Here is a 25,734-nt window from a genome sequence, read left to right on the forward strand (position 1 = left end):
GGATATCCGTGAAAAGTGCACTGACAAGCGCTCCGCTACGTGTCGCCATTATCGGCGCCGGGCAGGTAGCGGATAAAGTTCATGCTTCGTACTACTGCACCCGCAACGATCTGGAACTGGTGGCTGTCTGTGACAGCCGCCTGTCACAGGCGCAGGTGCTGGCAGAGAAATACGGTAATCCGCAGGTTTGGGACGATCCGCAGACGATGTTACGCGAAGCAAAGCCAGATATCGTCAGCATCTGTTCGCCCAATCGTTTTCATTATGAACACACCATGTTGGCGCTGAACGCTGGCTGCCATGTGATGTGCGAAAAGCCCCCGGCCATGACGCCAGACGAGGCGCTGGAGATGTGTAAAACGGCGCGGCGGATGGGAAAAGTACTGGCATATGATTTTCACCATCGTTTCGCACTGGATACCCAGTTGCTTCGCGAACAGGTGATGACAGGCGCGCTGGGCGAAATCTATGTCACTAATGTCCGCGCTTTGCGTCGCTGCGGCGTACCCGGCTGGGGTGTTTTTACCAACAAGGAACTGCAGGGCGGTGGGCCGCTGATTGATATCGGTATCCATATGCTTGATGCCGCGATGTATGTGTTGGGCTTCCCGGCGGTAAAGCGTGTTAACGCGCACAGCTATCAGCGTATTGGCACACGTAAGAGCAGCGGCCAGTTCGGGGCATGGGATCCCGAGACATACACCGTTGAGGATTCTCTGTTCGGCACGATCGAATTTCATAACGGTGGGATCCTGCGTCTTGAGACCTCTTTCGCGCTGAATATTCCTGAACAATCGATTATGAACGTCAATTTCTGCGGCGATCTTGCCGGGGCGACCTTATTTCCGGCGCAGGTCTATACCGATCGTGACGGGACGCTGGATGTGCTGTTCCAGCGCGAAATAGCCGATGACAATCGTCATTTTCGCAGCATGGAGGCCTTCGTGAATCACGTTCAGGGCGAGCCTGTCGCTATTGCGGACGCAGAGCAGGGCGTCGTTATTCAACAACTGGTTGCCGCACTGTATGAATCGGCTGAAACAGGAACATATGTAGACTTATGACGAAGCCAGTAATGCTAACCGAACCGGCTTTTTGCCCACACAGCCTCAACAAATATGCGTCGCTGATGACGCTTGGCAACGGCTATATGGGGATTCGCGCCAGCCACGAAGAAGCCTACACCTTACAAACTCGCGGCATGTATTTGGCGGGACTGTATCACCGGGCGGGGAAAGGTGAGATTAATGAACTGGTTAATCTGCCTGATGTGGTGGGCGTGGAGATCGCGCTTAATGGCGAGATTTTCTCACTAACCAGCGGCGTGATTGAGCGCTGGCATCGTGAACTGGATTTTGCCAGCGGAGAATTACGCCGTACCCTGGTCTGGCGAGCGCCCGGCGGCGCACGTTTTGCTATTGAGAGTCGGCGGTTTGTCTCGGCGCAAAAACTGCCGCTGTTTGCTATGGAAGTTGCCGTTACCCCGCTGGATGGTGATGCGAGCATTGGCATCTCAACCGGGATTGATGCCACGATCACCAATCATGGACGTCAGCATCTGGATGAAACGCAGGTCCGGGTATTTGGTCAGCATCTGCTGCAAGGCATTTACACCACCCAGGACAATCGCAACGATATCGCGATCGCGACGTTTTGCGACGTAGACGGTGCGGCGCAGCGCTGCTTCACCGCCAAAGAACGTCGGTTGTTACAACACAATAGCGTGCAGGCGAAAACCGGACAACGCGTTACGCTGACGAAAATTAGCTGGATAGACTGGGCGAGCGAGCGCAGCCTGTCGCTGGAAACCTGGGCACGCCAGTCGCTACGTAATCTGGAAGCGTGCGCCCAGCAGGGATACGATGCGCTGCTGGCGGAGTCGACCGCTAACTGGCATGCCTGGTGGCAAAGCCGTCGCGTTCAGGTCACCAGTAATGATATGAGCGATCAGCGAGCGCTGGATTATGCGCTCTATCATTTGCGTGTAATGACGCCAGATCACGATGAGCGCAGCAGTATTGCGGCGAAAGGTCTGACAGGCGAAGGGTATAAAGGTCACGTTTTCTGGGATACCGAGGTGTTTCTGTTACCGTTCCATCTCTTCACCGAGCCGAAAACCGCAAGAAGTTTATTACGTTACCGCTGGCATAATTTGTCGGGCGCACGTGAGAAAGCCCGCCGCAATGGTTGGCAGGGGGCGCTGTTTCCCTGGGAGAGCGCGCGCAGCGGTGAGGAGGAGACGCCTGAATTCGCGGCGATCAACATCCGTACCGGGCTACGGCAGAAAGTGGCCTCCGCACAGGCTGAGCATCATCTTGTGGCGGATATAGCCTGGGCGGTAATCAATTACTGGCATGCCACCGGGGATATGAACTTTATGTCCCGTGAAGGTATTACGCTGCTTCTGGAAACAGCGAAGTTCTGGATCAGCAGAGCCGTCATGGTTAATGACCGTTTAGAGATCCACAATGTAATTGGCCCGGATGAATACACAGAGCATGTGAACAACAATGCGTTCACCAACTACATGGCCTGGTACAACGTGGAGCAGGCGCTCGGTTTTGCGCGTCGCCTGGGCTGTAGCGATGAGACCTTTATTCACCGTGCTGAGCATTTTTTACGCCATCTGTGGCGACCGGAAGCGTTGTCTGATGGCGTGTTACCTCAGGACGACACCTTCCTGAGCAAACCGGTTATCGATCTGTCCAGTTACAAAGCGAAAGCGGGCAAGCAGACGATTTTGCTCGATTACTCCCGCGCAGAGATCAATGAGATGCAAATTCTCAAACAGGCCGATGTGGTGATGCTGACCTATATGCTGCCGGAGCAATTCAACCCGCAAACCTGTCTGGCGAACCTGCGGTTTTACGAGCCGCGCACCATTCATGACTCGTCTTTGAGTAAGGCTATCCATGGGATTGTGGCTGCGCGTTGTGGGGATTCAGAGCAGGGGTATCGCTTGTGGCGTGAAGGATCGCTTATCGATCTCGGAGACGATCCACATAGCTGTGATGACGGTATCCACGCTGCGGCGACGGGGGCCATCTGGCTGGGCGCAATTCAGGGATTTGCTGGCGTGAATGTTCGCCACGGGGAGTTACATCTTGCCCCTGCATTGCCTGACCATTGGCAAACTCTCTCTTTCCCACTGCGTTGGCAGGGCGTTGATATGCAGGTCACTATCAATAAAGCAGAGAGCCGCATTAGCAGCACTGAGCGTATTACCTTGTGGGTTAATGGCGAAAAGATCGCCGTCCAGGGGACGTCAGCGATTACCTATGACGGTATTATTACGTCTATTTATGGGACCGCTACCACAAAAAAGGACGATGAATGATACTCAAACCACAGGCCATCATTTTTGATTTGGATGGCGTGATTACCGATACCGCGCATCTGCATTTCCTGGCGTGGCGGCAGGTAGCCGACGAAATAGGGATTGCGATCGACGAAGCATTTAATGACAGCCTGAAAGGGATTAGTCGTGGCGAGTCACTGCAGCGTATTTTGCACCACGGCGGAAAGGCGGGGGAGTTTACTCCCGAGACTTGCGCACAATTGGCTGAGAGAAAAAATCGTCTGTATGTCCATTCTTTGCGCCAGTTAACGGTTAACTCGGTATTGCCGGGGATTCGCGAACTGTTAATGACATTACGGGAAGAGCGGATTCCGGTGGGGCTAGCCTCAGTGTCGCTCAATGCGCCCACTATTTTACAGGCGCTTGATCTTAGCGCTTGTTTTGACTTTTGTGCGGATGCGGCGCTGATTACCCGTTCTAAACCGGATCCGGAGATTTTTCTGGCTGCCTGTGCGGGTCTTGGCGTTGACCCGCAGCAGTGCATTGGCATAGAAGATGCTCAAGCAGGCGTTGATGCGATCAACGCCTGCGGCATGCGCTCTGTTGGCATCGGTACGGGGCTGAACGGGGCAAACTTGCAGCTCCCTTCAACCGAATTTCTGACGTGGCCGTGCTTATCGGCTTTCTGGCAACACGACAAGTAAAGGATTCAACATGGCACAGCTTTCGTTGCAACATATTCAAAAAATTTACGACAACCAGGTGCACGTCGTTAAAGACTTCAATCTGGAAATCGAAGACAAAGAGTTTATTGTTTTTGTTGGGCCTTCCGGTTGCGGGAAGTCTACGACGTTGCGCATGATCGCCGGCCTGGAAGAGATCAGCGGCGGCGATCTGCTGATTGACGGTAAACGGATGAATGATGTGCCGGCGAAATCGCGCAATATTGCGATGGTTTTTCAGAACTATGCGTTGTACCCGCACATGACCGTCTATGACAATATGGCGTTTGGCCTGAAGATGCAGAAAATTGCTCCGGCGGTGATCGAGGAGCGCGTTAACTGGGCGGCGCAAATCCTTGGCCTGCGCGATTATCTGCAGCGTAAACCTGGTGCGTTATCCGGCGGTCAGCGTCAGCGCGTGGCGCTGGGACGTGCGATTGTTCGTGAGGCGGGGGTCTTCCTGATGGATGAGCCTTTATCGAATCTCGATGCCAAACTTCGCGTGCAGATGCGGGCAGAAATTAGCAAACTGCATCAGAAACTGAATACCACCATGATATATGTTACCCATGATCAAACCGAAGCCATGACGATGGCGACGCGTATTGTGATTATGAAGGATGGCATTGTTCAACAGGTTGGCGCACCGAAAACGGTGTATAACCACCCGGCAAATATGTTCGTCGCCGGATTTATTGGCTCGCCGGCCATGAATTTTATTCGTGGCGCGATTGATGGTAATAAATTCGTTACCGAAACGCTGAAGTTAACCATTCCCGAAAATAAATTAGCACAGCTAAAAGCGCAGGGTTATGAGCATCAGGCCGTTACGCTGGGTATTCGTCCTGAAGACATACATCCGCAGCCTAATAATGAAAATAATGTATCAGCAAAAATTAGCGTCGCAGAATTAACAGGCGCTGAGTTTATGCTTTATACCATCGTTGGGGGGCATGAGTTGGTGGTCCGTGCTGGGGCAGTGAATGATTATCACGCAGGAGAAAACATTACCATCCATTTTGATATGGCGAAATGCCATTTCTTTGATGCTGAAACTGAAGTGGCTATTTAATAAAAGTCCCGTGGGGGGAGGGGATAATCACCCCCCGAATCTTGGTGTTTTTTTTAGAGTATTTTAACAAGGAATAATAATGAAAACCCTACTGTCCGCTACTGCGCTGATTATGAGCGCAGGAGTGGCCTGTGCGCAGGCCGCTGAAAAAAATGACTGGCGCTTTAATATCGGTGCCATGTACGAAATAGAAAACGTTGAAGGTCAGGGCGAAGATATGGATGGACTGGCTGAGCCGTCAGTCTATTTTAATGCGTCCAATGGACCATGGAAAATATCTGTGGCCTATTATCAGGAAGGTCCGGTTGATTACAGCGAGGGGAAACGCGGTACCTGGTTTGATCGCCCGGAACTGGAAGTTCGCTATCAATTCCTCGAAAGCGAGGATGTTAATTTCGGCCTGACCGGTGGTTTCCGTAATTACGGCTATCACTATGTTAATGAACCAGGAAAAGACACTGCCAATATGCAGCGCTGGAAAGTTCAGCCGGACTGGGATATTAAACTTAGCGACGATTTGCGTTTTAGCGGCTGGCTGGCAATGTATCAATTCGTCAATGACTTGAGTACCACGGGTTACTCAGATAGCCGCGTTGAAAGCGAAACCGGTCTGAATTATACCTTCAACGAAACGGTGGGCTTAACGGTCAACTATTATCTCGAACGCGGTTTTAATCTGGCGGATTCGCGTAATAATGGCGAGTTCTCGACCCAGGAAATCCGTGCTTACTTACCGTTGTCTTTAGGCAATACCACCCTGACGCCGTACACCCGTATTGGCCTTGATCGTTGGTCAAACTGGGACTGGCAGGATGATCCGGAACGTGAAGGGCATGATTTCAATCGCCTTGGTTTACTGTATGCTTATGATTTCCAAAATGGTTTATCAATGTCACTGGAATATGCCTATGAATGGGAAGATCACGACGAAGGTGAAAGCGACAGATTCCATTATGCGGGGATTGGTGTGAATTACGCATTCTAAAATGTGCAGGGGCATTGTTATGCCCCTGTTTTTACACCAGTGAGTCGGCCAACGATATTTGCGTACCCACGGTGATGTTCTGCAATCCTTTCTCACCGGCAATCAGATTAAATAATAAATTACAGCTTTGTTCGCCGAGTTGCTGGGTTGGGACATCAATGCCTCCCGGCACGGGTGTCAGCATAAATGATAGCAGTTCATTACTGTAGCCTACAACGGCAAGCTGTTGCGGAATGGCGATATTTTTCTCAGCCGCCACGCGATATAAACTCATTAACTTTAAACTGTCGGTGGCAAATACTGCGTCGGGTAACGGTTGTTGACTCAGTAATTTCCGCGAAGCGAGCAGGGCGGTCTCATGAGTATAACCCCCATCAATAATCCACTCATCGCGTATTTGAATATTATGTGCCTGAAGACTGGCTTTATACCCGTTGACGCGATCGATGGAAACATGAACGTCAAGCGGGGCATGTAAACAGGCAATATTACTGTGGCCGCTCTCAATAAGCGCATTTGTCAGTGTGATGCTGTCACGATAGTTATCAGTGTCTACAGAATACACATTGGCATACTCTCCTTCCACTTTACCAATAACCACGACCGGGACGTTATATTTATCCAGTCTTGCAAAAAAAGATTCATCGGCGGGAGAACTCAGCATAATGATGCCTTTGATCAATTTTTGCTTAATTTTACTCTCACATTTTTGTAAATCATCTTCGGTGCTTCGCGACGTCTGTAATATGACATCAAAACCGACTTCTTCGGCTTTGGCCGTAATAGCATGCAGCACTTCAGAGAAAAAGGGATTACCGGCGGTTGTTTTGGCAGAACGGGTTGATATCACCATTATTGCGTCAAAGCCGGAAGAGGTGAGCGCCCGAGCCAGTTTATTGGGCTGATACTGTAACTCATCAATAGCGCGCAGCACTTTTTCCAGCGCTTCCGGCGAGATGTTGGTTTGCTTATTCAGCACGCGCGATACCGTGGATTTTGATACGCCAGCGGCTCGTGCAATATCATAAATGGTAGGAGACATAGATCCCAAGCTCCGTCCGAGAGTCAATGGCGGACATATTATGGAGTTCAATGCCGAATGACAACAATCACAGAATGCTGACAGAAAAATCAAAAGACACACCGCACAATGTGTTACCTGAAGAACAATGCGATCTGCTGGTGTGTACGATGATAATGCAGTCGCAATATTTTCTTAAGAACTGGCGTATAGTGTTGTAGTGAAATCCAACTATCGATCAGGAAGATATTATGTTTAAAAAAGGCGTATTAGCGTTGGCACTGGTCATTGGCATGCCGGTTTATGCTGCCGAACACTGGATTGATGTTCGTGTTCCTGAGCAATACCAACAGCAGCACATTCAGGGGGCCGTCAATATTCCGTTAAAAGAGATGAAGGCGCGTATCGCAACAGAAGTGCCTGATAAGACCGACACCGTGAAGTTGTATTGCAACTCCGGGCGTCAGTCGGGGCAGGCGAAGGATATGCTCGTTGAAATGGGCTACACGCAGGTGACGAATGAAGGTGGAATCAACCAGATCGCGCTGCCAAAAGTAGAGAATAACTAAACCATCCGTATATCTTCTGTAACAGGCGGCAGGAATAATGCCGTCTGACACCGCTCAGGTAGTTGATAAATAAGAATTGACCCCTATCTTTACTTCCTGTTTGTTATAATTTCTTCGGTTCCTTCAGCATAACGGGATGGCGATGAAGCGACTTAAAAATGAACTCAATTCGCTGGTTAATCGCGGCGTAGATCGGCATTTGCGGCTGGCTGTCACCGGGCTTAGCCGTAGCGGTAAGACGGCGTTCATCACCGCGATGGTAAACCAGTTACTCAATATTCATGCCGGTGCGCGACTGCCGTTGCTCAGCTGCGTGCGCGAAGAACGTCTGCTCGGCGTTAAACGGGTTCCTCAACGTGATTTTGGCATTCCGCGTTTTACCTATGATGAGGGACTGGCTCAGCTGTATGGTTCTCCGCCAGCCTGGCCGACACCGACGCGCGGGGTGAGTGAGATTCGCCTGGCGCTGCGCTATAAGTCCAATGACTCTTTGCTGCGCCACTTCAAAGACACCTCCACGCTATACCTGGAAATCGTCGATTATCCGGGCGAGTGGCTGCTCGATCTACCGATGCTGGCGCAGGATTACCTGAGCTGGTCGCGGCAAATGACCGGATTATTGCAAGGTCAGCGGGGCGAATGGTCGGCCAGATGGCGACAGCTATGCCAGGGGCTGGATCCGCTGGCCCCTGCTGATGAAAACCGTCTGGCGGAAATTGCCGCCGCGTGGACGGAGTATTTGCATCAGTGCAAACAGCAGGGACTGCATTTTATTCAACCAGGACGCTTTGTCCTGCCGGGAGATATGGCGGGTGCGCCCGCGCTGCAATTCTTCCCGTGGCCGGATGTGGAAGAATACGGCGAATCTAAGCTGGCGCAGGCGGACAAACACACCAACGCAGGCATGTTGCGCGAGCGGTTTAATTACTATTGCGAAAAGGTTGTGAAGGGCTTTTATAAGAATCACTTCCTGCGTTTTGATCGCCAGATTGTACTGGTGGATTGCCTGCAACCGCTCAACAGCGGGCCACAGGCGTTCAATGATATGCGTCTGGCGCTGACCCAATTGATGCAAAGCTTCCATTACGGGCAGCGTACGCTGTTTCGTCGGCTGTTCTCTCCGGTGATCGACAAACTGTTATTTGCCGCCACCAAAGCTGACCATGTCACGGTCGATCAGCACGCCAATATGGTGTCGTTGCTCCAGCAACTGATTCAGGATGCCTGGCAAAACGCCGCGTTCGAAGGTATTAGCATGGATTGTCTGGGCCTGGCATCGGTACAGGCAACCACCAGCGGCCTGATTGATGTGAAAGGCGAAAAGATCCCGGCGCTGCGTGGCAATCGCCTGAGCGATGGCGAACCGCTGACCGTCTATCCTGGTGAAGTGCCCGCACGACTGCCAGGACAGGCATTCTGGGACAGCCAGGGATTTCAGTTTGAAGCATTTCGCCCGCAGGTGATGGATGTTGATAAACCCTTACCGCATATCCGTCTTGATGCCGCGCTGGAGTTTTTAATAGGAGATAAATTGCGATGAGCGAGCCGTTAAAACCGCGTATCGATTTCTCAGGTCCGCTGGACGTGGAACAAAACACGGCGTTTAAAGCGCAGCAAATGTTCAATGAAACGGAAGCGCAGACCTTTGCTCCGGCGACACTGGATGAGCCTCTCGAAGACGAAGGTCAGGCAGAAGCGGTGATTGATGCTGCCTTGCGTCCTAAACGCAGTTTGTGGCGCAAAATGGTGATGGGCGGGCTGGCGCTGTTTGGTGTGAGTGTTGTCGCACAGGGCGTACAGTGGACCATGAATGCCTGGCAGACTCAGGACTGGATCGCGCTCGGAGGGTGCGCCGCGGGTGCGCTAATTGTCGGCGCAGGCGTGGGGTCGGTGGTGACCGAGTGGCGCAGGTTGTGGCGTTTGCGCCAGCGAGCGCATGAACGTGATGAAGCGCGAGACCTGCTTCACAGCCACGGAACAGGAAAAGGTCGCGCATTTTGTGAAAAGTTGGCGCAGCAGGCGGGTATTGATCAGTCCCATCCGGCGTTACAGCGCTGGTATGCCTCTATCCACGAAACGCAAAACGATCGTGAAATCGTCAGCCTGTATGCCCATCTTGTGCAACCGGTGCTGGACGCACAGGCGCGACGTGAGATCAGCCGTTCTGCGGCGGAGTCCACACTGATGATTGCCGTCAGCCCACTGGCGCTGGTGGATATGGCATTTATCGCCTGGCGCAATCTGCGGCTGATTAATCGTATTGCCTCGCTGTATGGCATTGAGCTCGGGTATTACAGTCGTCTGCGTCTGTTCCGGCTGGTGCTGCTGAATATCGCCTTTGCCGGCGCCAGCGAATTGGTCCGCGAGGTTGGTATGGACTGGATGTCGCAAGATCTGGCGGCGCGCTTATCCACACGTGCTGCGCAGGGGATTGGTGCCGGGCTGTTAACGGCGCGTCTGGGTATTAAAGCGATGGAACTCTGCCGTCCGCTCCCGTGGATCGATGACGATAAACCACGACTTGGGGATTTTCGCCGCCAGTTGATTGGTCAGGTCAAAGAGACCTTACAAAAGAACAAGTCTCCGCGTGAAAGTTAACTGGAACAGGGCGTCGATGGTATAACTTTACGCCGCGGCGCCCAATTTTCCAGCGTGCTGTCAATATTTGTTGACAGAGTTCTTCCTGCAAACCAAATACTGTCTTATCATTTAACACATAATCCCTTGTCCAGGTGAAGGTTCCTATGCGTTTGGAAGTCTTTTGTGAAGACCGACTTGGTCTGACCCGCGAATTGCTCGATTTACTGGTGCTAAGAAGCATTGATTTACGCGGTATCGAGATTGACCCCATCGGGCGAATTTACCTAAATTTTGCGGAGCTGGAGTTCACCAACTTCAGTAGTCTGATGGCTGAAATCCGCCGTATTTCAGGAGTTACGGATGTACGTACCGTCCCCTGGATGCCTTCCGAACGGGAACATCTGGCGCTGAGTGCGCTGCTCGAGGCATTGCCTGAACCCGTTCTTTCTCTGGATATGAAAAGCAAAATTGAGATGGCGAACCCTGCGAGCTGTCAGCTTTTTGCTCACTCTCAGGAACGGATGCGTAATCATACTGCCGCCCAGTTAATCAATGGTTTTAACTTCCAGCGCTGGCTCGAAAGCAATCCGCAGGATTCACATAGCGAGCATGTCGTGATTAACGGACAGAATTTCCTGATGGAAATTACGCCAGTTCATTTGCAGGGTGAAAATCAGGAGCAAATGCTGACGGGAGCCGTCGTCATGCTGCGTTCCACCATCCGGATGGGGCGTCAGTTGCAAAATATGACCACGCAGGATCTGAGTGCGTTTAGCCAGATTATTGCCGTCAGCGCCAAAATGAAGCATGTCGTAGAACAGGCCCGTAAGCTGGCGACGCTGAGCGCACCGTTGCTGATCACCGGTAATACCGGTACGGGTAAGGATCTCTTTGCCCATGCCTGTCATCTGGCGAGCCCGCGTGCGGCGAAGCCGTATCTGGCGCTGAACTGTGCGTCGATCCCTGAAGACGCGGTCGAAAGCGAGCTGTTTGGTCACGCAGGGGAAGGTAAAAAAGGGTTCTTCGAGCAGGCTAACGGCGGCTCGGTGCTGCTGGATGAGATTGGCGAAATGTCGCCGAGCATGCAGACCAAATTGTTGCGTTTCCTCAATGACGGGACCTTCCGCCGGGTTGGCGAAGATCATGAAGTCCATGTTGATGTACGTGTGATTTGCGCCACGCAAAAGAACCTGGTGGAGCTGGTGCAGAAAGGTTTGTTCCGCGAAGATCTGTATTATCGTTTGAACGTACTGACCCTCAACCTGCCGCCGCTGCGCGATTGTCCGCAAGATATCATGCCGCTCACCGAACTGTTTGTGGCGCGTTTTGCCGACGAACAGGGCGTACCGCGTCCGAAACTGTCCGCGGATCTCAGTACGGTATTAACCCGCTACGGTTGGCCAGGTAATGTCCGCCAGCTTAAAAATGCCATCTATCGGGCGTTGACCCAGTTAGAGGGATATGAGTTGCGACCACAGGATATATTATTGCCAGATTACGATGCGGCAACGGTTGCGGTCGGAGAAGAGGTGATGGAAGGCTCGCTGGATGAAATTACCAGCCGCTTTGAACGCTCTGTGCTGACGCAACTGTATATGAATTACCCCAGCACGCGTAAACTTGCCAAACGGCTTGGTGTTTCACATACTGCGATCGCTAACAAGTTACGCGAGTATGGTTTGAATCAAAAGAAAAGTGAAGAATAAAGTATTATTGCCAATCCTGATTATGGGGTTGGCATTTTTTATTTGTTCATATTATTAATTTATTTTAATGTATTTATATTGAATATTAATACTCATGTGACCAGTATCCCTCATTCTTAATTAATTATCCCTGTAGTTGCTATTCATTTCACTCATTCCGCATTCCTCTTACAATTAACCGCATTTTGAATAATGCGATTATTAATAAGGGATGATTATGAAACTTAATATATTTACCAAAACAATAATTGGAATGGGCGCATTATGCGCCGCAGCACCCGTATTGGCTCTTGAAGCCTGGAGTGGACAAGAAGGAACCGGCCCTTACGAAGTTATTTATGACAGCGGCGTCTATACCAATGCCTGGTGGGTTGGCGCATCGGATTGTCCGGGAAATGCCTCAGGTGATGAAGCTAATAATCCCTGGCGTTTTGAACGTGATGCAACCGCTGCAGAAATCGCAGAATACGGTAACCCGACAACCTGCGATACTGGCGGCGGTACGGTAACCTATCCGGATTACAGTAGCGCAAATGCCTACAATGCCAATGATATTGTTACCTACAACGGTGCGACCTGGCAGACTTCTACCGCACAGAGCGCATACGGTTTCACGCCGGGGGCAGCCAATCCATGGGAAGTGTATGCGGAAGTCGCGCAGTGGTCGGCAACCACGACGTACAATAAAGGCGATAAAGTTCAGAAAGACGGCCAGGAATATGAGGCGCTATTTTATACCATTGGCGATGATCCTTCCCTGGAGGCAAACCAGAACCCGTCTGGCACCAATGGTCGCCCGTGGAAACCGCTGGGTGCTGTCGTAACGTATACGACGGATCAACTCAATAATGCGCCTGAATTTAATTCTTCAACGCTGTATGAAAGCGGGACACTCATTCGATATAACGGCGAAAACTATGTTTCCCAGGCTAAAGTCCAGAAAGTCACGCCAGCCGATACCAATCCGTGGAAAATTTATATTGACTGGTCCGGCACTAAAGCAATGGTCGGGACACCTTCATCTGCATGGCCTGCTCATGTCTACGCGCCGTATGTCGACTATACCCTGAACTCGCTGCCAGACCTTGCCAGTCTTGCCAAAAACCAGAATGTGACCCACTTCACCATGGCCTTTGTGGTGGCGAAGGATGCTGATACCTGTCTGCCAACCTGGGGCACGGCCTACAACATTAATGACTACACGCAGTACAGTAAAATTAAAGCGCTGCGTGAAGCAGGCGGAGATATCATGGTCTCCATCGGTGGCGCCAACAACTCGCCGTTGGCGGCAGCCTGTACCGACGTATCACAACTGCAGCAACACTATTATGACATCGTTGAAAACCTCAACCTGAACGTGCTGGACTTCGATATCGAAGGGACCTGGGTTGCCGACCATGACTCCATTAACCGCCGTAACGAAGCCGTTAAGGCTGCGCAGGATCAATGGAAAGCTGAAGGTCGTAGCGTAGGGATCTGGTACACGTTGCCTATTCTGCCTACCGGTCTGACCGATGACGGTCTGTATGTACTGAACGATGCGAAGGCCAAAGGTGTAAATCTGGCGGGCGTAAACGTGATGGCGATGGACTACGGCAGCAGTATCTGTCAGTCCGACGGTACGGAAGGGCAGAATATTCATGGCAAATGTGCAACCTCAGCTATAGAAAACCTGTCCAGCCAGTTAAAACAGATATTCACCGATAAGAGCGATGACGAGATCAACGCCATGATGGGCGTTACGCCGATGAACGGCTACAACGACGTGCAGGGCGAAGTGTTCTATCTGTCGGATGCTAACCTGGTGATGGACGATGCCAAAGATCGCGATATGGGCATGATTGGTATGTGGTCGATGATGCGTGATCAGCCGGGTGTTGCCGGTCAGGTCTCGCCGGAACACAGTGGGTTAACGGAATCTCAGGCACCGCAATACGCCTTCAGCGAAGTGTTTGCACCGTTTACCCATAGCGATGAGACACCGGCAGAGACGGAAATCAAAGACATCAATGTTGACAAATCGAAATCTAACCCGGAATTAAAATGGACGCAAAATACTGCCAGTATTGAGAGTGGGGAGTATACCGTTACATTGCAACACGATGGCTGGAATATTGATGCCGTTGGTGAGCCGTACTATTTCGGTAAATACGGCAACAAAGGGAACGACCAGGTAACGATAACCGATTCAGGTAATGGTTATTCCACGGTTAAGTTATCCATAATGTCTGGATTCATTACCGAAGGGCATAACGTTACAGTTACCGATGCGAAAGGTAACGTTGTGTTAACTTATCAGTACACACTTGAAGATGTGAGTACGGGCAGCCCTTCGCAAATTGCATCGTCAGAGACGTCGGTTAAAAATGGTTCGTTGACGTATACGATTAATGCAAGTACGTCGATGATGATTACGTATCAGTACGTTAACTTTTATTACGATTCAACCGACGCGAAAGGAAAAACGACCACCAATTTTTGTGGCTCATGGTTCCATGGGGGGGTCAAGAAGTCCGGTAAAGGTTGTTCCACGGTGTTGAATTCGCAGCGGGGTTACTGGTCGCCTTCTGAGACTATCTCTGTGAATAAACTGAAAGCGGGTGATAAAGTTTATGCGGCTACCGCCGACGGCAGTAGTGAAAGTGCAAAAATATTTACCGTGCTGGATTCGATTACCTTAACGGATGAGATGTTAAAAGCGTCCAGGTAAGTTAAAAAAGTCCTCACCTTCAAAGCCGTAACAGCAATGTTACGGCTTACTTGTTGTCTATGGAAAACCCCCAGCCTGGCTGGAGGGGCTGTGCACAATAAAAAACCCCGCCGTAGCGAGGTTGAGAATGTGTTGTATAGAAGGCTAAGTGTTTATTACGCTTTCAGCACGTCCAGAGCGGCAGTGTAATCCGGCTCGTTGGTAATTTCATTGACCAGTTGGCTGAAAATAACGTTGTCATTCTCGTCGATAACCACCACGGCGCGCGCGGCCAGCCCTTTTAATGGGCCTTCAGTGATTTCAACACCGTAGTTTTTCAGGAATTCTGCATTGCGCAGGGTGGACAGCGTGATAACGTTGCTCAGACCTTCCGCACCGCAAAAACGAGAATGTGCAAAGGGCAGGTCGGCCGAAACGCACAGTACGACGGTATTGTCGATTTCTGTCGCCAGTTGGTTAAACTTACGTACCGATGCCGCGCAAACGCCGGTATCGATGCTTGGGAAAATATTCAGCACTTTGCGCTTGCCGGCGAACTGGCCCAGCGTAACGTCAGACAGATCTTTAGCCACAAGGGTAAAAGCCTGAGCTTTGCTTCCTGCCTGAGGAATGGAGCCAGCGACTGCAACCGGGTTGCCCTGGAAATGAACGGTTTGTGACATGGTTATCTTCCTGTTTACATATAGTTAACGTCGAGGCTAGTTTATGCCATCAGCAGTTAACACGGCAAACGCTATTTGCGGATATCCGCTTCAGGGACTGCACTAAGGAAAACGAATGAGAACAGTAAAGGTATATGAGGAAGCCTGGCCGCTGCACACTCCCTTTGTTATTGCCCGTGGGAGCAGAACCGAAGCGCATGTGGTGGTGGTCGAAGTGGAAGAAAATGGTGTCACAGGCGTCGGAGAGTGTACGCCTTATCCGCGCTACGGTGAAAGCGATGCCTCAGTGCTGGCGCAAATTATGAGCATTGCGCCACAACTGGAAAATGGACTGACGCGTGAAGAACTGCAAAAGCTGCTGCCAGCGGGAGCGGCGCGTAACGCGGTGGACTGTGCGTTGTGGGATCTGAATGCGCGACAACAGCAGTTGTCTCTGGCTGAGCTGGTGGGTTGCGAACTGGCTGAGGTGGTGACGACAGCGCAAACGGTGGTGATTGGAACGCCCGAACAGATGGCGGCGAGCGCGGCGGCACTGTGGGAGAATGGGGCGAGACTGCTGAAAGTCAAACTGGATGCCCGTTTAATCAGCGAACGGATGGTTGCCATTCGTGCGGCTGTTCCTGAGGCCACGATCATCGTCGACGCTAACGAATCCTGGCGGGCAGAGGGCCTGGCCGCGCGCTGTCAGCTTCTGGCTGATTTAGGGGTTGCGATGCTGGAACAACCGCTCCCGGCGCAGGATGATGCCGCGCTGGAGAATTTTGTGCATCCGCTACCGATCTGCGCAGATGAAAGTTGCCACACCCGCAGCAGCCTGAAAGCGCTGCACGGGCGCTATGAAATGGTCAATATCAAACTGGATAAAACAGGGGGCCTGACCGAAGCGCTGGCGCTGGCCATCGATGCGCGCGAGCAGGGATTTGCGCTGATGCTGGGCTGCATGCTGTGTACATCCCGGGCGATTAGCGCGGCGTTACCCCTCACGCCGCAGGTCAGTTTTGCCGATCTCGATGGACCTACCTGGCTTGCCAGCGACGCGGAGCCATCCCTGCATTTTACGACCGGACAGCTTCATCTCTAGGGTGCCAACGCAGGAGGTTGGACATGGCCAGCAGGTATTTCTCGCTCGCTTCATCGGATGAAATGGGCGGGAATTCGGCGGTGATACAGTGCAAGTTCAGGTCGGCGCACCAGCTACCAAAAGAGCCAGGCGTTTCGTAACCTACGCTGGTGACAAGCGGCAATTCAAATGATTGCGCCAGCCATGCGCCTAACTCGCTGCGTCTGGGATCTTCAATACAGGCCAGCGGATCGTGAAAAGAAACCACCCAGGCGGGATGAATCCGGTGAATAAGCTGACACAGCGCCTGGGTTTCTGGTTCTGACCCCGGATGCTCGCCGGTCAGCAAAACCACGTCGCGTTCTTCGGCGCTACTGTTCCAGCGATATACCGTTTCACCCGCTTTCCAGTTTGCGGCAGGAAAGTTACGGTTAAGATCTACGCCGTTCGCATTTGCGCGCAGCCCAAGCTGGCAACCGTCGGGGTTCACCGCCAGCACCACATGGTGACGACGCAGGGAAGGGTTAAGCGTACGCAATGCGCAGGAAAGGGTGACGACAGATGAGTTTTCGTCACCGTGCGTACCTGCCAGTATCAGGCCGCTTTCATGATCGGCTGCCAGCGCAGGAAACCAGATTAGCGGTGCGCCTAACGATGAACGTCCGTAATGTTCGGTTCCTGGCGGAAATGCGCCGCGCTCGGCACGGGGACGGGTAGCGGTCATAGTCATCTCTGAATGCTCGAATAGTTACTCGCAGTGTTGTGCAAAATGTATGGATAATCAAATCGTTTTCACACACTTATCTTTTCAGGTGTAATATCACTTTCTTGTCGGAAGTTAATTGCATTTCCTGCTGGCGATACAAATAATTACACATTCACTTAGTAGCCGGAATTGAGGGTATTTTATGCAGCATTCTGTTTCAGTAACCTGTTGTGCGCTGTTGGTTAGTAGCATTTCCTTATCATGGGCTGCTGATGTTCCCAGCGGAACGGTACTGGCAGAGAAACAAGAACTGGTGCGGCATATAAAAGATGAACCGGCGTCGCTTGATCCGGCAAAGGCCGTCGGACTTCCTGAAATTCAGGTTATTCGTGATTTATTTGAAGGGCTGGTCAATCAGAATGAGAAGGGAGAAATTGTTCCTGGCGTCGCCACCCAGTGGAAAAGTAACGATAACCGCATCTGGACGTTTACGCTACGCGACAATGCGCAATGGTCCGATGGTACACCGGTAACGGCGCAGGATTTTGTCTACAGTTGGCAGCGTCTGGTTGATCCCAAAACACTATCACCGTTTGCGTGGTTTGCTGCGCTGGCGGGTATTAGCAATGCTCAGGCGATCATCGATGGCAAAGCAGCGCCTGATAAGCTTGGCGTTAGCGCGGTCGATGCGCGTACATTAAAAGTTCAACTGGATAAACCGCTCCCCTGGTTTGCCAATCTGACGGCAAGTTTTGCATTTTATCCGGTACAAAAAGCCAACGTTGAGAGCGGCAAAGAGTGGACCAAACCGGGCAATCTGATTGGTAACGGCGCCTACGTGCTCAAAGATCGCGTCGTAAATGAAAAACTGGTCGTTGTACCGAATACGCATTACTGGGACAACGGTAAAACGGTTCTGCAAAAAGTCACCTTCCTGCCCATTAATCAGGAATCGGCAGCCACTAAGCGCTACCTTGCGGGTGATATTGATATCACGGAATCCTTCCCGAAAAACATGTATCAGAAACTGTTGAAGGATATTCCGGGCCAGGTTTATACCCCGCCTCAGCTTGGCACTTACTATTATGCCTTCAATACCCAGAAGGGACCGACTGCCGATTCCCGCGTGCGCCTGGCGCTGAGTATGACGATCGATCGTCGTTTGATGGCGGAGAAAGTATTAGGTACCGGCGAGAAGCCCGCCTGGCATTTCACGCCGGATGTTACGGCAGGATTTGTACCTGAACCTTCGCCGTTTGAGCAAATGAGTCAGGAAGAGTTGAATGCTCAGGCGAAAACCCTGCTGCGTGCAGCAGGCTATGGTCCGCAGAAACCGCTTAAACTGACGCTGCTGTACAACACCTCTGAAAACCACCAAAAGATTGCTATCGCAGTGGCTTCTATGTGGAAGAAAAACCTCGGTGTCGACGTAAAACTGCAGAATCAGGAGTGGAAAACCTATATCGACAGCCGTAATACCGGCAATTTTGATGTGATCCGCGCTTCCTGGGTGGGGGACTACAATGAGCCTTCTACGTTCCTGTCGTTATTAACATCGACCCATACGGGCAATATCTCCCGCTTTAATAATCCGGCATACGATAAAGTATTAACTCAGGCTACGTTGGAAAATACCGAGAAGGCGCGGAATGCGGATTATAATACGGCAGAGAAAATTCTGATGGAACAGGCACCTATTGCGCCAATTTATCAGTATACCAACGGGCGGTTAATTAAACCGTGGCTGAAAGGGTACCCGATTACTAACCCTGAAGATGTCGCATACAGCCGCACAATGTATATTGTGAAGCACTAAACCTGGTGAAATAGCGGGAATTGCTTATCGGGGAGAAGGTTTTCTGTATTGAGGGCGGTCAGGCGGTGACCCGCTGGTCGTTACGGCCAGAGCATAGCGTGCGAGAGTTGCCTTTGCAGGAGCGTTTGTACACCGAAGGATCGTCATGAAGGTTATTGCCCGGTCAGGTTTCATAAGGACCGGCAGACAGCCGGTCCTCAAGGGCGGTTATTTCAGCTCCAGTGTGGTTATCACACGGGCAATATCCGCGATATCACCTGCTGACAAAGGCTGCAGGGGGCGAGGGAGGCAGTCCGTATCGGTAAGTCCAAGCACGCCTGCGGCAGCAGCAATAACGCGGATGCTTCCGCCATGTTTACGGAAAAGCGCCCACAATGGCTCAAGGCGCGTTGTCAGGGCAGTAACGCGTTCATGATCGTTCGCCGCCGCTGCGTCAGTAATTTGTTTCGCCATCACCGGAAACAAACCACCGCTAACGGAGTACCACACTTCGCAGCCGGCGTTTAATCCCAGCCCGGCATAAGCATCCCCACTGATACCGATGGTTACGTCAGGGCGCAGGTGTTGACGCAATCCCTCTACCCGCTCTCTCGCTGCAGTCGGGCTATCCGGGACACCAGGGAGCTTGACCGAGCGAACCCCCTCCAGTGAGGATAGACGCCCGTGCAGTTCATCCGTAAAGGTAAAATGTGTGGTGCCCGGGTTATCATAGATGCACACCGGCACAGACGCGTGTCGGGTAACGGTCTCAAATAGTGCGAAGACTTCTTCGTCACGGAGCGGCTGGTAGCTGACAGCCGGGAGCAGCAGGGCACTTGCGCCCGCGGCTTGCGCATCGTCTGACAGATGCAGGATGGCTTCCGTGCTGACAGCTCCCACACACACCATGACAGGGATCTCTCCGGCGTGCTGTGTTGCCAGAGTCGCGATGCGCTTGCGTTGCTCCCGGGTCAGATAAGCGTAGCTTCCGGTTGACCCCAGGATACCCATAGAATCAACCCGGGCTTCTGTTAGGCGAGAAAGAATATGACTGAAGCCCTTTTCATCCACGCCGCTGGTGGTGACTGGAGTTAAGGGAAACGCAGACAAGCCAGTAAACATAGGTGTTTGTCCTGAATAAGATTACTGGTGCTGATCTTCGATGAGAGTATTTTCAAACCACAGACCCGGCATCATTTCTTCCAGACCGTCAGTCAGCATTCTTCCTGCTTCATGAAGCTTTTCCAGCGGCATCTGTGGCAGACTTTCCAGAATAAACCACATTTGCTGCGCTTCAACACTTAAACGTGTCCTTATCCCTTGCCTCCAGTTCCAGCGACGGCAGGTGACGCCAGCATTGTCACGCCAGATAACCTCTCCGGGGGAGGGATACTCGATAACAGGTGTGCCTTCTTTCATCGTGTCAAAGGGCTCGGTACCTTCCGCAATGGTCAGACGCGGAATACCCTGGTAAGCGGAAATATTCTCGCCACCAACCGGAACGGCATAGCGGAGGCTGACGGCGTTATAAAGATCAACAACAGGATCCAGTGCTGGCATCATCCCATCACGAAGCACGCGCTTACGTAGCGCATCAGCTGAACAAGGCGTGCGCTTTGGTTTGGCGCCAAATGATTGAAAAACGCCAGCCCATGCGGCCAGATGAGACTCCGCCCATTCCGGTCTGCCTGCCAGAACCGCCTCACAAGCTTCCAGCAAGGCGGCCCTGCCAACGTCAGGATTCAGTACCGGCGCGGCTTTTACGTAGATACTAAGCGCTCGAAAACCGGGAGCAGTACGATAAACTTCCGGGGCAATTGACGGAGAATGTGTTAACACGGGATAATCCTGTAATGACCAATTTATTTTATGATATCGACCAATGACCAAAAAAGTCAACTTAATGACCGATGCGGGTGCGGATGTCAGCACCGTCAATGAAGCTGTTTCGCAGCGAATTAAGCAGTACCGTAAACAAAAAAAAATGTCGCTTGATGAGCTGTCCAGGCAGGCAAATGTCAGTAAGGGAGCGCTGGTCGAGATTGAAGGATGTAAGGCCAATCCCAGTATTGCGCTGTTATGCCGTCTGGCAGCCGCAATGGGGGTATCGGTGGCTGATTTTGTCGATGTAGGAACAAAACCAACCGTCCATCTTATTGCTGAAGGTGAGATCCCTGAACTCTGGAAAGGCGACAAAGGAGGAAGAGCAAGGCTTCTTGCTGGTTCCGGGGGGCCGGATATGACAGAGCTCTGGATGTGGGAAATGCAGCCAGGAGAAAAGTTTGCTTCTCCCGGTCACTCTACGGGAACACTTGAATTGTTTTATGTACAAACGGGGACGCTCACGCTTGGCGTACAAGAGCATCTGTATCTGGTTAATTCCGGTTGTTCTGCAACGGCCAAAACGGATGTCCCTCATTTCTATGAAAACCGGGGTGAGAGCCCACTGATATTTATCATGACAGTGAATGAGAAAGCATCCTGAGTAACTCGTAAGAGTGAGATGTGTAGGGATAAAAATCGTCCGGACATACGCTCAAGATCTATTTCTCAGAGATAACTACGGGCTGGCTTTGTTCCCGATATACCTGTCTGTCAGATCCCGTGCTTTGTTATCTCCGGAAACTGAAGGCTGGTGAAGAATACCAGCCTCTCGGGCATTTTCATCGCATAGCGATGCTGTTCAATCACTGACCTGCTTTGTTTTGACTATCTCCAGACAACAGTACCTCCCTTAAAGCTATGGTGATGAATATAACCATATGATTTTATGGGTTTTTATTGTTATGCCTATTCTGTCATTAACGTTTCTGACTTGCTGAGTCATACATACATAATCTGCGTTTTTTGGAGTCACCTTTCAAAAGATTTATAGATCTTGGTCAATATACTGACCTTATTATACCAATAATATGACCAACAGATCCTGACGATCACACTGGCTGATCTCCAGGAGCAAGGTACTTTATACAAAGATATTTGGACTAATAAGGCAATTTGAAGAAGAAAACGCGGCCACTGGTCTTACTGCTCTGTCAGTTTGACTCACTGGCACGTGTTCAAAAATCTCAGCAAAAGCCATAACAGAGATAACATACATGATAAAACCAACGGACTATGAACCTGAACCAGGTCTGGGGAAACATAGCTGGCCACAGGTAATTAAATGGCTACTCATCATTCTGGTCATTTATGCAGTATGCAGTGTTTTTATTTCAAATCCTTTTTCTATTTTTGTGGACAGAGTAACTCCCGTAGATTACTCAAGAATAATGTATTTTCATGGCTTGTCTGTAGGTCTTGCTGGTCTGACTGCTCTACTGGTTAGTCAGATTTATGGTCTTGACGGAAAATTCAAAAAAATTATTTTCTATTGCACAATCGCCACAATTTTAATTGGTGTAAGTGGTGGTGCGATCAATCGTTCTATGGAATACAGCAAGCTTGCATTGTGGTACCAAATTCTTTCTTTTTTATCGCTTGATGTGATACTGATAACAATGTTATCAGGACTTATTCTGTCAAAAAATAAAGAATTAAAGTCATCACGAACATATTATCTGGTTATAGCCGCATCCTGCACAGCTGTCATTGCCGCACTGATTGGCGATTTAGCCGGGTTCATTCTTGATTTTGGCGATTGGCTGGGAATATTAGGTTGGTATGCTGGTAAGATTGGTTATACCCTACCGGAATGGCAGGACAATTTACTACGCTCTCACTCTGACATGATGGTAGTGGCTGTCATTGGTCTTATACTGTCGGCAGTGACCTGGAGATACGGGAGATATTTATCCGGATATGCTGCAAAGATAAAAGCAACTGGTGAATGGCTGGTTATTTTTGGGCTGGTTGCTGTTGTTATTATTTTAGTGGTATCAGGTTTCGGTGGTTCTCATTTACAGATCCCTCATATATTTACAGAAAAAGGATTCTTTGAACCCAGAGGCCATAGTGTGGCTGGTATTGATTTAGGTGATTTTACAATCGGTACCTTTATTTTATGTGGCGGTTTACTTCTGATTGGCGCAATACTTTTCGGAAAAGGGAAAAATGGCGTCAAACTAAACAAATCCAGCAAGTACACTCTTATGGGGATCTTCCTTACATGGTGTAGCATAGTGATTACCGTAGCAGGTATGGGGTTCCTGGAAGAGTATCGAGCCGATCTTTATAACTCAGCTAACCCTGTGCCACTAGGGGAGTATGGTTTTGCATTCCGCATGCTGCATCTTGATGTCAGTTTGATATTATTTCCGGCTATTATGGTTGTTATGTTGTTTGCCCAGCATTTACTGAAGGATGAACAGACAAAACTTATCCAATGGGTTTTACGCACAGGCGTCTTGCTTTGCTCTATTGGATCCCTGATATACATGATACTGAACCCCCAGGCCTTTGGTCCCGGTTACTGGGTCGTTGGCTCCGGTTTCATATTTGTTGTAATGGGGATGTGCTACTTTTTTGTTAAAAGCGATAATCACATTAAAGAAAGATTTAATCAGTAAAACCATCATCTGGATCCTTTAAACGGATACAGACGATGGCTGATGGTTACGTATTACAGATCAGGTGCCACCATTAAAGGTGGCATCATTAGTTTGATCTCATCTGAATGTTGTAGTCTGTTATGCAGACTACAACATTACTCAGAGTTTATAGTGTCGACCAGAAGGGGCTATGTCCGGAACCATGAATTAGGTTCATATGCCATGTTGGTTCCGTAGAGCCAGTCCTGTCCTGATGCGTTCATAAAGGCTGATATCGCAGCCTTTATCCTTTCTTACCCTCATCTTTAACAGAACAACCTCATCTGTATTAATGAATGCCATGCATAGGTCAAATCAGAGATGACTGGGTAATCACGGCGGGGTTTCTGGCCTAAAATAGTGTTTTAACATGACAGGGGCTAGGCCGTGGAATACTCAGTACTAAGTAACAACTGCAGAATGCCGATGGTTGGTTTTGGCGTTTTTAAGGTCACCGATAAGGAAGAGTGTAAGCAGTCGGTTTTAAGCGCTATTCGCACCGGTTACCGCCTCATCGATACCGCAGCCGTATACAGCAATGAAGATGCCGTGGGTGGGGCCGTTCGTGAAGCCATCGCCGAAGGTTTGTGTACCCGCGAGGAGTTATTTATCACTTCTAAGCTGTGGGTCCAGGATATGGCCAACTACGATATGGCTAAAGCCGGTATTGAGGCGTCGCTGAAAAAATCGGGCCTGGAATATTTTGATCTTTATTTATTGCATCAGGCCATGGGCGATTATTTCAGCGCCTGGCGCGCTCTGGAAGAGGCTTATGAAGCCGGTAAACTGAAGGCCATTGGCGTCTCCAACTTCTATGCGCATGTGTTAGCTAACTTCTGTGAAACCGTCAGAATTCAGCCGATGGTGAACCAGGTCGAATTGCATCCTTACTTTGCGCAACCTGTAGCCATTGAAACGATGAAGCGCTACAACGTTCAGCCTGAAGCCTGGGCGCCGTTAGGCGGTGGGAGGCATAAACCATATGAAGATGAAATGCTTCAGGGGATTGCGGATACCCACAAAAAAACCGTTGCTCAGGTTGTTCTGCGCTGGAACGTGCAGCGCGGCGTGACGGTGATTCCTAAATCCACCCGGCAGGAGCGTATTGCAGAGAATTTTGCCATCTGGGATTTCTCACTCACGGATAGTGAAATGGCGCAAATCAGCGCGCTGGATCTAGGCTATGTGGGTGAGGCGGTGAAGCATTTTAATCCTGAATTCGTTCGCGGCTGCCTTGGCGTTAAAATCCACGACTGACCGTGTTGAAAACGTCGCGAGCTCGTAAAACGGACAACTTTTTTGCCTGCGTTAAAATGGCTGGTGTGATTTTCCGCCAGCCATTTTAGGTTTCCGGGGGCTGGTGTTCCCGGCAAATCAGCAACGAATCCTCTTCACTTAACACCTCTTTCGTCAGATTACAAAATCCCTGTCCACCCGTTTTTTGGTGGAATCGACAGCTATGGCAAAGACCAAAGCCAGGCACATTGTTAGTCCGCTGGATCCCACGTAACAGTTCAAATAGTAGCTCTTTAAGTACCGTCGCGCGTTCACCCATCGCCGTTTCACCTGCCACTAAAAACGTCGGCGGGAGCAGGGCATCCAGTAACGTACCGGCTGATTCAGTTAACTGTAAATGTACGCTGCGTTTATCGCGGGCATCCTGCTTGCGAACAATCAGTCCTTTGCTTTCCAGGAGCTTCAGCGATTGCGATACGGTGCCTTTGGTGAGACCGAGGTAGTCCGTTACGCCAAGCGGCGTATTGGAATAACGGTTGCAACGGGCCAGATACATTAACGCGCTGAGTTGTACCGGCTGCAGATCCGCCAGTAATGGATGTTGGCGAAACCACATCCGTGTCAGGCTGGAAAGCCTGTCCAGGACATCGAAAAGTGACATATCGTGCATAACAACTTCCTCCTCGATATATAGTATCGATTAAAAACTATATTGACAAAGCATAAAAGTGGCGTAGCATGAATTATAGTATCGAGTCGATACTATAATTTAAAAGGAGATCCATCATGACGAAAGCCCGTTTTTATCATGCCGGTTGCCCGGTTTGCGTTTCCGCAGAACAAGCGCTGCTTCAGCATCTGTCCTCTGATGTTGAAATCGATGTTATTCATCTGGGAGAACAACCTGGCCGGGTTGCGGAAGCCGAACTGGCTGGCGTGAAGTCCGTTCCGGCGCTGGTGATCGACGGCAATGTGCTGCATATCAATTTTGGCGCCCCCATTGAAGCGCTGAAATAACCCGGTGCGTTCGGGAAGTGGCATAAGCAATTTCCCGAACATACGGAGCTGTAAGGAAGAGACGTT

21 protein-coding genes and 1 pseudogene are annotated in these 25,734 nt (G+C 50.6%); 16 read left to right on the top strand and 6 right to left on the bottom strand.

The window, feature by feature from the left end; genetic code table 11:
* The first annotated feature begins 8 nt into the window (after positions 1-8).
* The 5 genes from M4I31_RS10930 (at position 9) to M4I31_RS10950 (ending at position 6,077) form a co-directional block, all read left to right on the top strand.
* Positions 9-1,064: a Gfo/Idh/MocA family protein gene (locus M4I31_RS10930; protein ID WP_085048115.1), complete on the top strand. Its 1,056-nt coding sequence runs from the start codon at positions 9-11 to the stop codon at positions 1,062-1,064.
* A complete protein-coding gene (locus tag M4I31_RS10935; RefSeq protein WP_139815558.1) occupies positions 1,061-3,337 on the top strand; it encodes a glycoside hydrolase family 65 protein in 2,277 nt (758 codons plus the stop codon). Before M4I31_RS10930 ends, M4I31_RS10935 begins: the two co-directional genes overlap by 4 nt.
* Positions 3,334-4,002, top strand: coding sequence for a beta-phosphoglucomutase (gene pgmB, locus M4I31_RS10940; protein WP_038640899.1), 669 nt, complete (start codon positions 3,334-3,336; stop codon positions 4,000-4,002). The genes M4I31_RS10935 and pgmB overlap by 4 nt, the downstream gene beginning before the upstream one ends.
* 10 nt (positions 4,003-4,012) lie before the next feature.
* Positions 4,013-5,092, top strand: coding sequence for an ABC transporter ATP-binding protein (locus M4I31_RS10945; protein WP_085048117.1), 1,080 nt, complete (start codon positions 4,013-4,015; stop codon positions 5,090-5,092).
* 79 nt (positions 5,093-5,171) lie between these two features.
* On the top strand, positions 5,172-6,077 hold the full coding sequence (locus M4I31_RS10950; protein WP_085048118.1) for an OmpG family monomeric porin: 906 nt from the start codon (positions 5,172-5,174) through the stop codon (positions 6,075-6,077).
* Between the two features lie 31 nt (positions 6,078-6,108).
* On the opposite strand, the gene M4I31_RS10955 is transcribed toward M4I31_RS10950, so the two are convergent.
* Entirely contained in the window at positions 6,109-7,119 is a 1,011-nt protein-coding gene (locus tag M4I31_RS10955) for a LacI family DNA-binding transcriptional regulator (RefSeq protein WP_038640893.1), read from the bottom strand.
* A 230-nt stretch (positions 7,120-7,349) separates the two neighbouring features.
* On the opposite strand from M4I31_RS10955, the gene pspE reads away from it, so the two are divergent.
* The 5 genes and pseudogenes from pspE to M4I31_RS10980 form a co-directional block, all read left to right on the top strand.
* Complete coding sequence (pspE, locus tag M4I31_RS10960; protein WP_038640891.1) at positions 7,350-7,667, top strand: thiosulfate sulfurtransferase PspE; 318 nt, start codon at positions 7,350-7,352, stop codon at positions 7,665-7,667.
* Between the two features lie 142 nt (positions 7,668-7,809).
* Complete coding sequence (locus M4I31_RS10965) at positions 7,810-9,207, top strand: YcjX family protein (protein WP_069324996.1); 1,398 nt, start codon at positions 7,810-7,812, stop codon at positions 9,205-9,207.
* Complete coding sequence (locus tag M4I31_RS10970) at positions 9,204-10,265, top strand: YcjF family protein (RefSeq protein ID WP_085048119.1); 1,062 nt, start codon at positions 9,204-9,206, stop codon at positions 10,263-10,265. The genes M4I31_RS10965 and M4I31_RS10970 overlap by 4 nt, the downstream gene beginning before the upstream one ends.
* A gap of 146 nt (positions 10,266-10,411) precedes the next feature.
* Complete coding sequence (gene tyrR, locus M4I31_RS10975) at positions 10,412-11,953, top strand: transcriptional regulator TyrR (protein ID WP_038640886.1); 1,542 nt, start codon at positions 10,412-10,414, stop codon at positions 11,951-11,953.
* A 286-nt stretch (positions 11,954-12,239) separates the two neighbouring features.
* Positions 12,240-13,919: pseudogene (locus M4I31_RS10980) on the top strand (glycosyl hydrolase family 18 protein); the annotation flags it as partial.
* Between the two features lie 899 nt (positions 13,920-14,818).
* On the opposite strand, the gene tpx reads toward M4I31_RS10980, so the two are convergent.
* Positions 14,819-15,325, bottom strand: coding sequence for a thiol peroxidase (tpx, locus tag M4I31_RS10985; RefSeq protein ID WP_085048121.1), 507 nt, complete (start codon positions 15,323-15,325; stop codon positions 14,819-14,821).
* Positions 15,326-15,440: 115 nt separating this feature from the next.
* Between tpx and ycjG the strand changes: the two genes are divergently transcribed.
* Positions 15,441-16,406, top strand: coding sequence for an L-Ala-D/L-Glu epimerase (gene ycjG / locus M4I31_RS10990; RefSeq protein WP_038640881.1), 966 nt, complete (start codon positions 15,441-15,443; stop codon positions 16,404-16,406).
* On the opposite strand, the gene mpaA is transcribed toward ycjG, so the two are convergent.
* Positions 16,381-17,109: a murein tripeptide amidase MpaA gene (mpaA, locus tag M4I31_RS10995; RefSeq protein WP_038640876.1), complete on the bottom strand. Its 729-nt coding sequence runs from the start codon at positions 17,107-17,109 to the stop codon at positions 16,381-16,383. The two genes, ycjG and mpaA, sit on opposite strands and share 26 nt — an antisense overlap.
* A 184-nt stretch (positions 17,110-17,293) precedes the next feature.
* Between mpaA and mppA the strand changes: the two genes are divergently transcribed.
* Positions 17,294-18,907 carry a murein tripeptide ABC transporter substrate-binding protein MppA gene (gene mppA, locus M4I31_RS11000; RefSeq protein ID WP_038640874.1) on the top strand — a complete coding sequence of 538 codons (1,614 nt, stop codon included), beginning with the start codon at positions 17,294-17,296 and terminating at the stop codon, positions 18,905-18,907.
* 207 nt (positions 18,908-19,114) lie between these two features.
* Here mppA and M4I31_RS11005 read toward each other — a convergent pair whose 3' ends face one another.
* Both M4I31_RS11005 and M4I31_RS11010 read right to left on the bottom strand, forming a co-directional pair.
* Positions 19,115-20,008: a dihydrodipicolinate synthase family protein gene (locus M4I31_RS11005; RefSeq protein WP_085048122.1), complete on the bottom strand. Its 894-nt coding sequence runs from the start codon at positions 20,006-20,008 to the stop codon at positions 19,115-19,117.
* Between the two features lie 21 nt (positions 20,009-20,029).
* A complete protein-coding gene (locus M4I31_RS11010) occupies positions 20,030-20,725 on the bottom strand; it encodes a B3/4 domain-containing protein (RefSeq protein ID WP_085048123.1) in 696 nt (231 codons plus the stop codon).
* Between the two features lie 43 nt (positions 20,726-20,768).
* Here M4I31_RS11010 and M4I31_RS11015 point away from each other — a divergent pair, with 43 nt between their 5' ends.
* The 3 genes from M4I31_RS11015 (at position 20,769) to M4I31_RS11025 (ending at position 24,672) form a co-directional block, all read left to right on the top strand.
* Positions 20,769-21,371, top strand: coding sequence for a helix-turn-helix transcriptional regulator (locus M4I31_RS11015; protein ID WP_085048124.1), 603 nt, complete (start codon positions 20,769-20,771; stop codon positions 21,369-21,371).
* 613 nt (positions 21,372-21,984) lie between these two features.
* A complete protein-coding gene (locus tag M4I31_RS11020) occupies positions 21,985-23,394 on the top strand; it encodes a hypothetical protein (protein ID WP_085048125.1) in 1,410 nt (469 codons plus the stop codon).
* A 408-nt stretch (positions 23,395-23,802) separates the two neighbouring features.
* On the top strand, positions 23,803-24,672 hold the full coding sequence (locus M4I31_RS11025) for an aldo/keto reductase (protein WP_085048126.1): 870 nt from the start codon (positions 23,803-23,805) through the stop codon (positions 24,670-24,672).
* Between the two features lie 85 nt (positions 24,673-24,757).
* On the opposite strand, the gene M4I31_RS11030 is transcribed toward M4I31_RS11025, so the two are convergent.
* On the bottom strand, positions 24,758-25,321 hold the full coding sequence (locus M4I31_RS11030; protein ID WP_038640857.1) for a MarR family winged helix-turn-helix transcriptional regulator: 564 nt from the start codon (positions 25,319-25,321) through the stop codon (positions 24,758-24,760).
* 116 nt (positions 25,322-25,437) lie between these two features.
* Between M4I31_RS11030 and M4I31_RS11035 the strand changes: the two genes are divergently transcribed.
* Positions 25,438-25,668 (top strand): glutaredoxin domain-containing protein, encoded by a 231-nt coding sequence (locus M4I31_RS11035; RefSeq protein ID WP_085048127.1) that lies wholly within the window; start codon positions 25,438-25,440, stop codon positions 25,666-25,668.
* Positions 25,669-25,734: the final 66 nt, after the last annotated feature.

The sequence above is a fragment of the Citrobacter sp. XT1-2-2 genome (assembly GCF_023516235.1).
Lineage (GTDB): Bacteria > Pseudomonadota > Gammaproteobacteria > Enterobacterales > Enterobacteriaceae > Citrobacter > Citrobacter werkmanii.

What these genes read in the sequence shown, in the direction of transcription:
- M4I31_RS10950 (WP_085048118.1), top strand. Translation starts at nt 5,172, where the DNA reads ATGAAAACCCTACTGTCCGCTACTGCGCTGATTATGAGCGCAGGAGTG.
- M4I31_RS11030 (WP_038640857.1), bottom strand. Translation starts at nt 25,321, where the DNA reads ATGCACGATATGTCACTTTTCGATGTCCTGGACAGGCTTTCCAGCCTG.
- M4I31_RS10970 (WP_085048119.1), top strand. Translation starts at nt 9,204, where the DNA reads ATGAGCGAGCCGTTAAAACCGCGTATCGATTTCTCAGGTCCGCTGGAC.
- tyrR (WP_038640886.1), top strand. Translation starts at nt 10,412, where the DNA reads ATGCGTTTGGAAGTCTTTTGTGAAGACCGACTTGGTCTGACCCGCGAA.
- M4I31_RS10965 (WP_069324996.1), top strand. Translation starts at nt 7,810, where the DNA reads ATGAAGCGACTTAAAAATGAACTCAATTCGCTGGTTAATCGCGGCGTA.
- mppA (WP_038640874.1), top strand. Translation starts at nt 17,294, where the DNA reads ATGCAGCATTCTGTTTCAGTAACCTGTTGTGCGCTGTTGGTTAGTAGC.
- M4I31_RS11035 (WP_085048127.1), top strand. Translation starts at nt 25,438, where the DNA reads ATGACGAAAGCCCGTTTTTATCATGCCGGTTGCCCGGTTTGCGTTTCC.
- M4I31_RS10955 (WP_038640893.1), bottom strand. Translation starts at nt 7,119, where the DNA reads ATGTCTCCTACCATTTATGATATTGCACGAGCCGCTGGCGTATCAAAA.
- M4I31_RS11015 (WP_085048124.1), top strand. Translation starts at nt 20,769, where the DNA reads ATGACCAAAAAAGTCAACTTAATGACCGATGCGGGTGCGGATGTCAGC.
- tpx (WP_085048121.1), bottom strand. Translation starts at nt 15,325, where the DNA reads ATGTCACAAACCGTTCATTTCCAGGGCAACCCGGTTGCAGTCGCTGGC.
- pgmB (WP_038640899.1), top strand. Translation starts at nt 3,334, where the DNA reads ATGATACTCAAACCACAGGCCATCATTTTTGATTTGGATGGCGTGATT.
- pspE (WP_038640891.1), top strand. Translation starts at nt 7,350, where the DNA reads ATGTTTAAAAAAGGCGTATTAGCGTTGGCACTGGTCATTGGCATGCCG.
- M4I31_RS10935 (WP_139815558.1), top strand. Translation starts at nt 1,061, where the DNA reads ATGACGAAGCCAGTAATGCTAACCGAACCGGCTTTTTGCCCACACAGC.
- ycjG (WP_038640881.1), top strand. Translation starts at nt 15,441, where the DNA reads ATGAGAACAGTAAAGGTATATGAGGAAGCCTGGCCGCTGCACACTCCC.
- mpaA (WP_038640876.1), bottom strand. Translation starts at nt 17,109, where the DNA reads ATGACCGCTACCCGTCCCCGTGCCGAGCGCGGCGCATTTCCGCCAGGA.
- M4I31_RS11020 (WP_085048125.1), top strand. Translation starts at nt 21,985, where the DNA reads ATGATAAAACCAACGGACTATGAACCTGAACCAGGTCTGGGGAAACAT.
- M4I31_RS11005 (WP_085048122.1), bottom strand. Translation starts at nt 20,008, where the DNA reads ATGTTTACTGGCTTGTCTGCGTTTCCCTTAACTCCAGTCACCACCAGC.
- M4I31_RS10945 (WP_085048117.1), top strand. Translation starts at nt 4,013, where the DNA reads ATGGCACAGCTTTCGTTGCAACATATTCAAAAAATTTACGACAACCAG.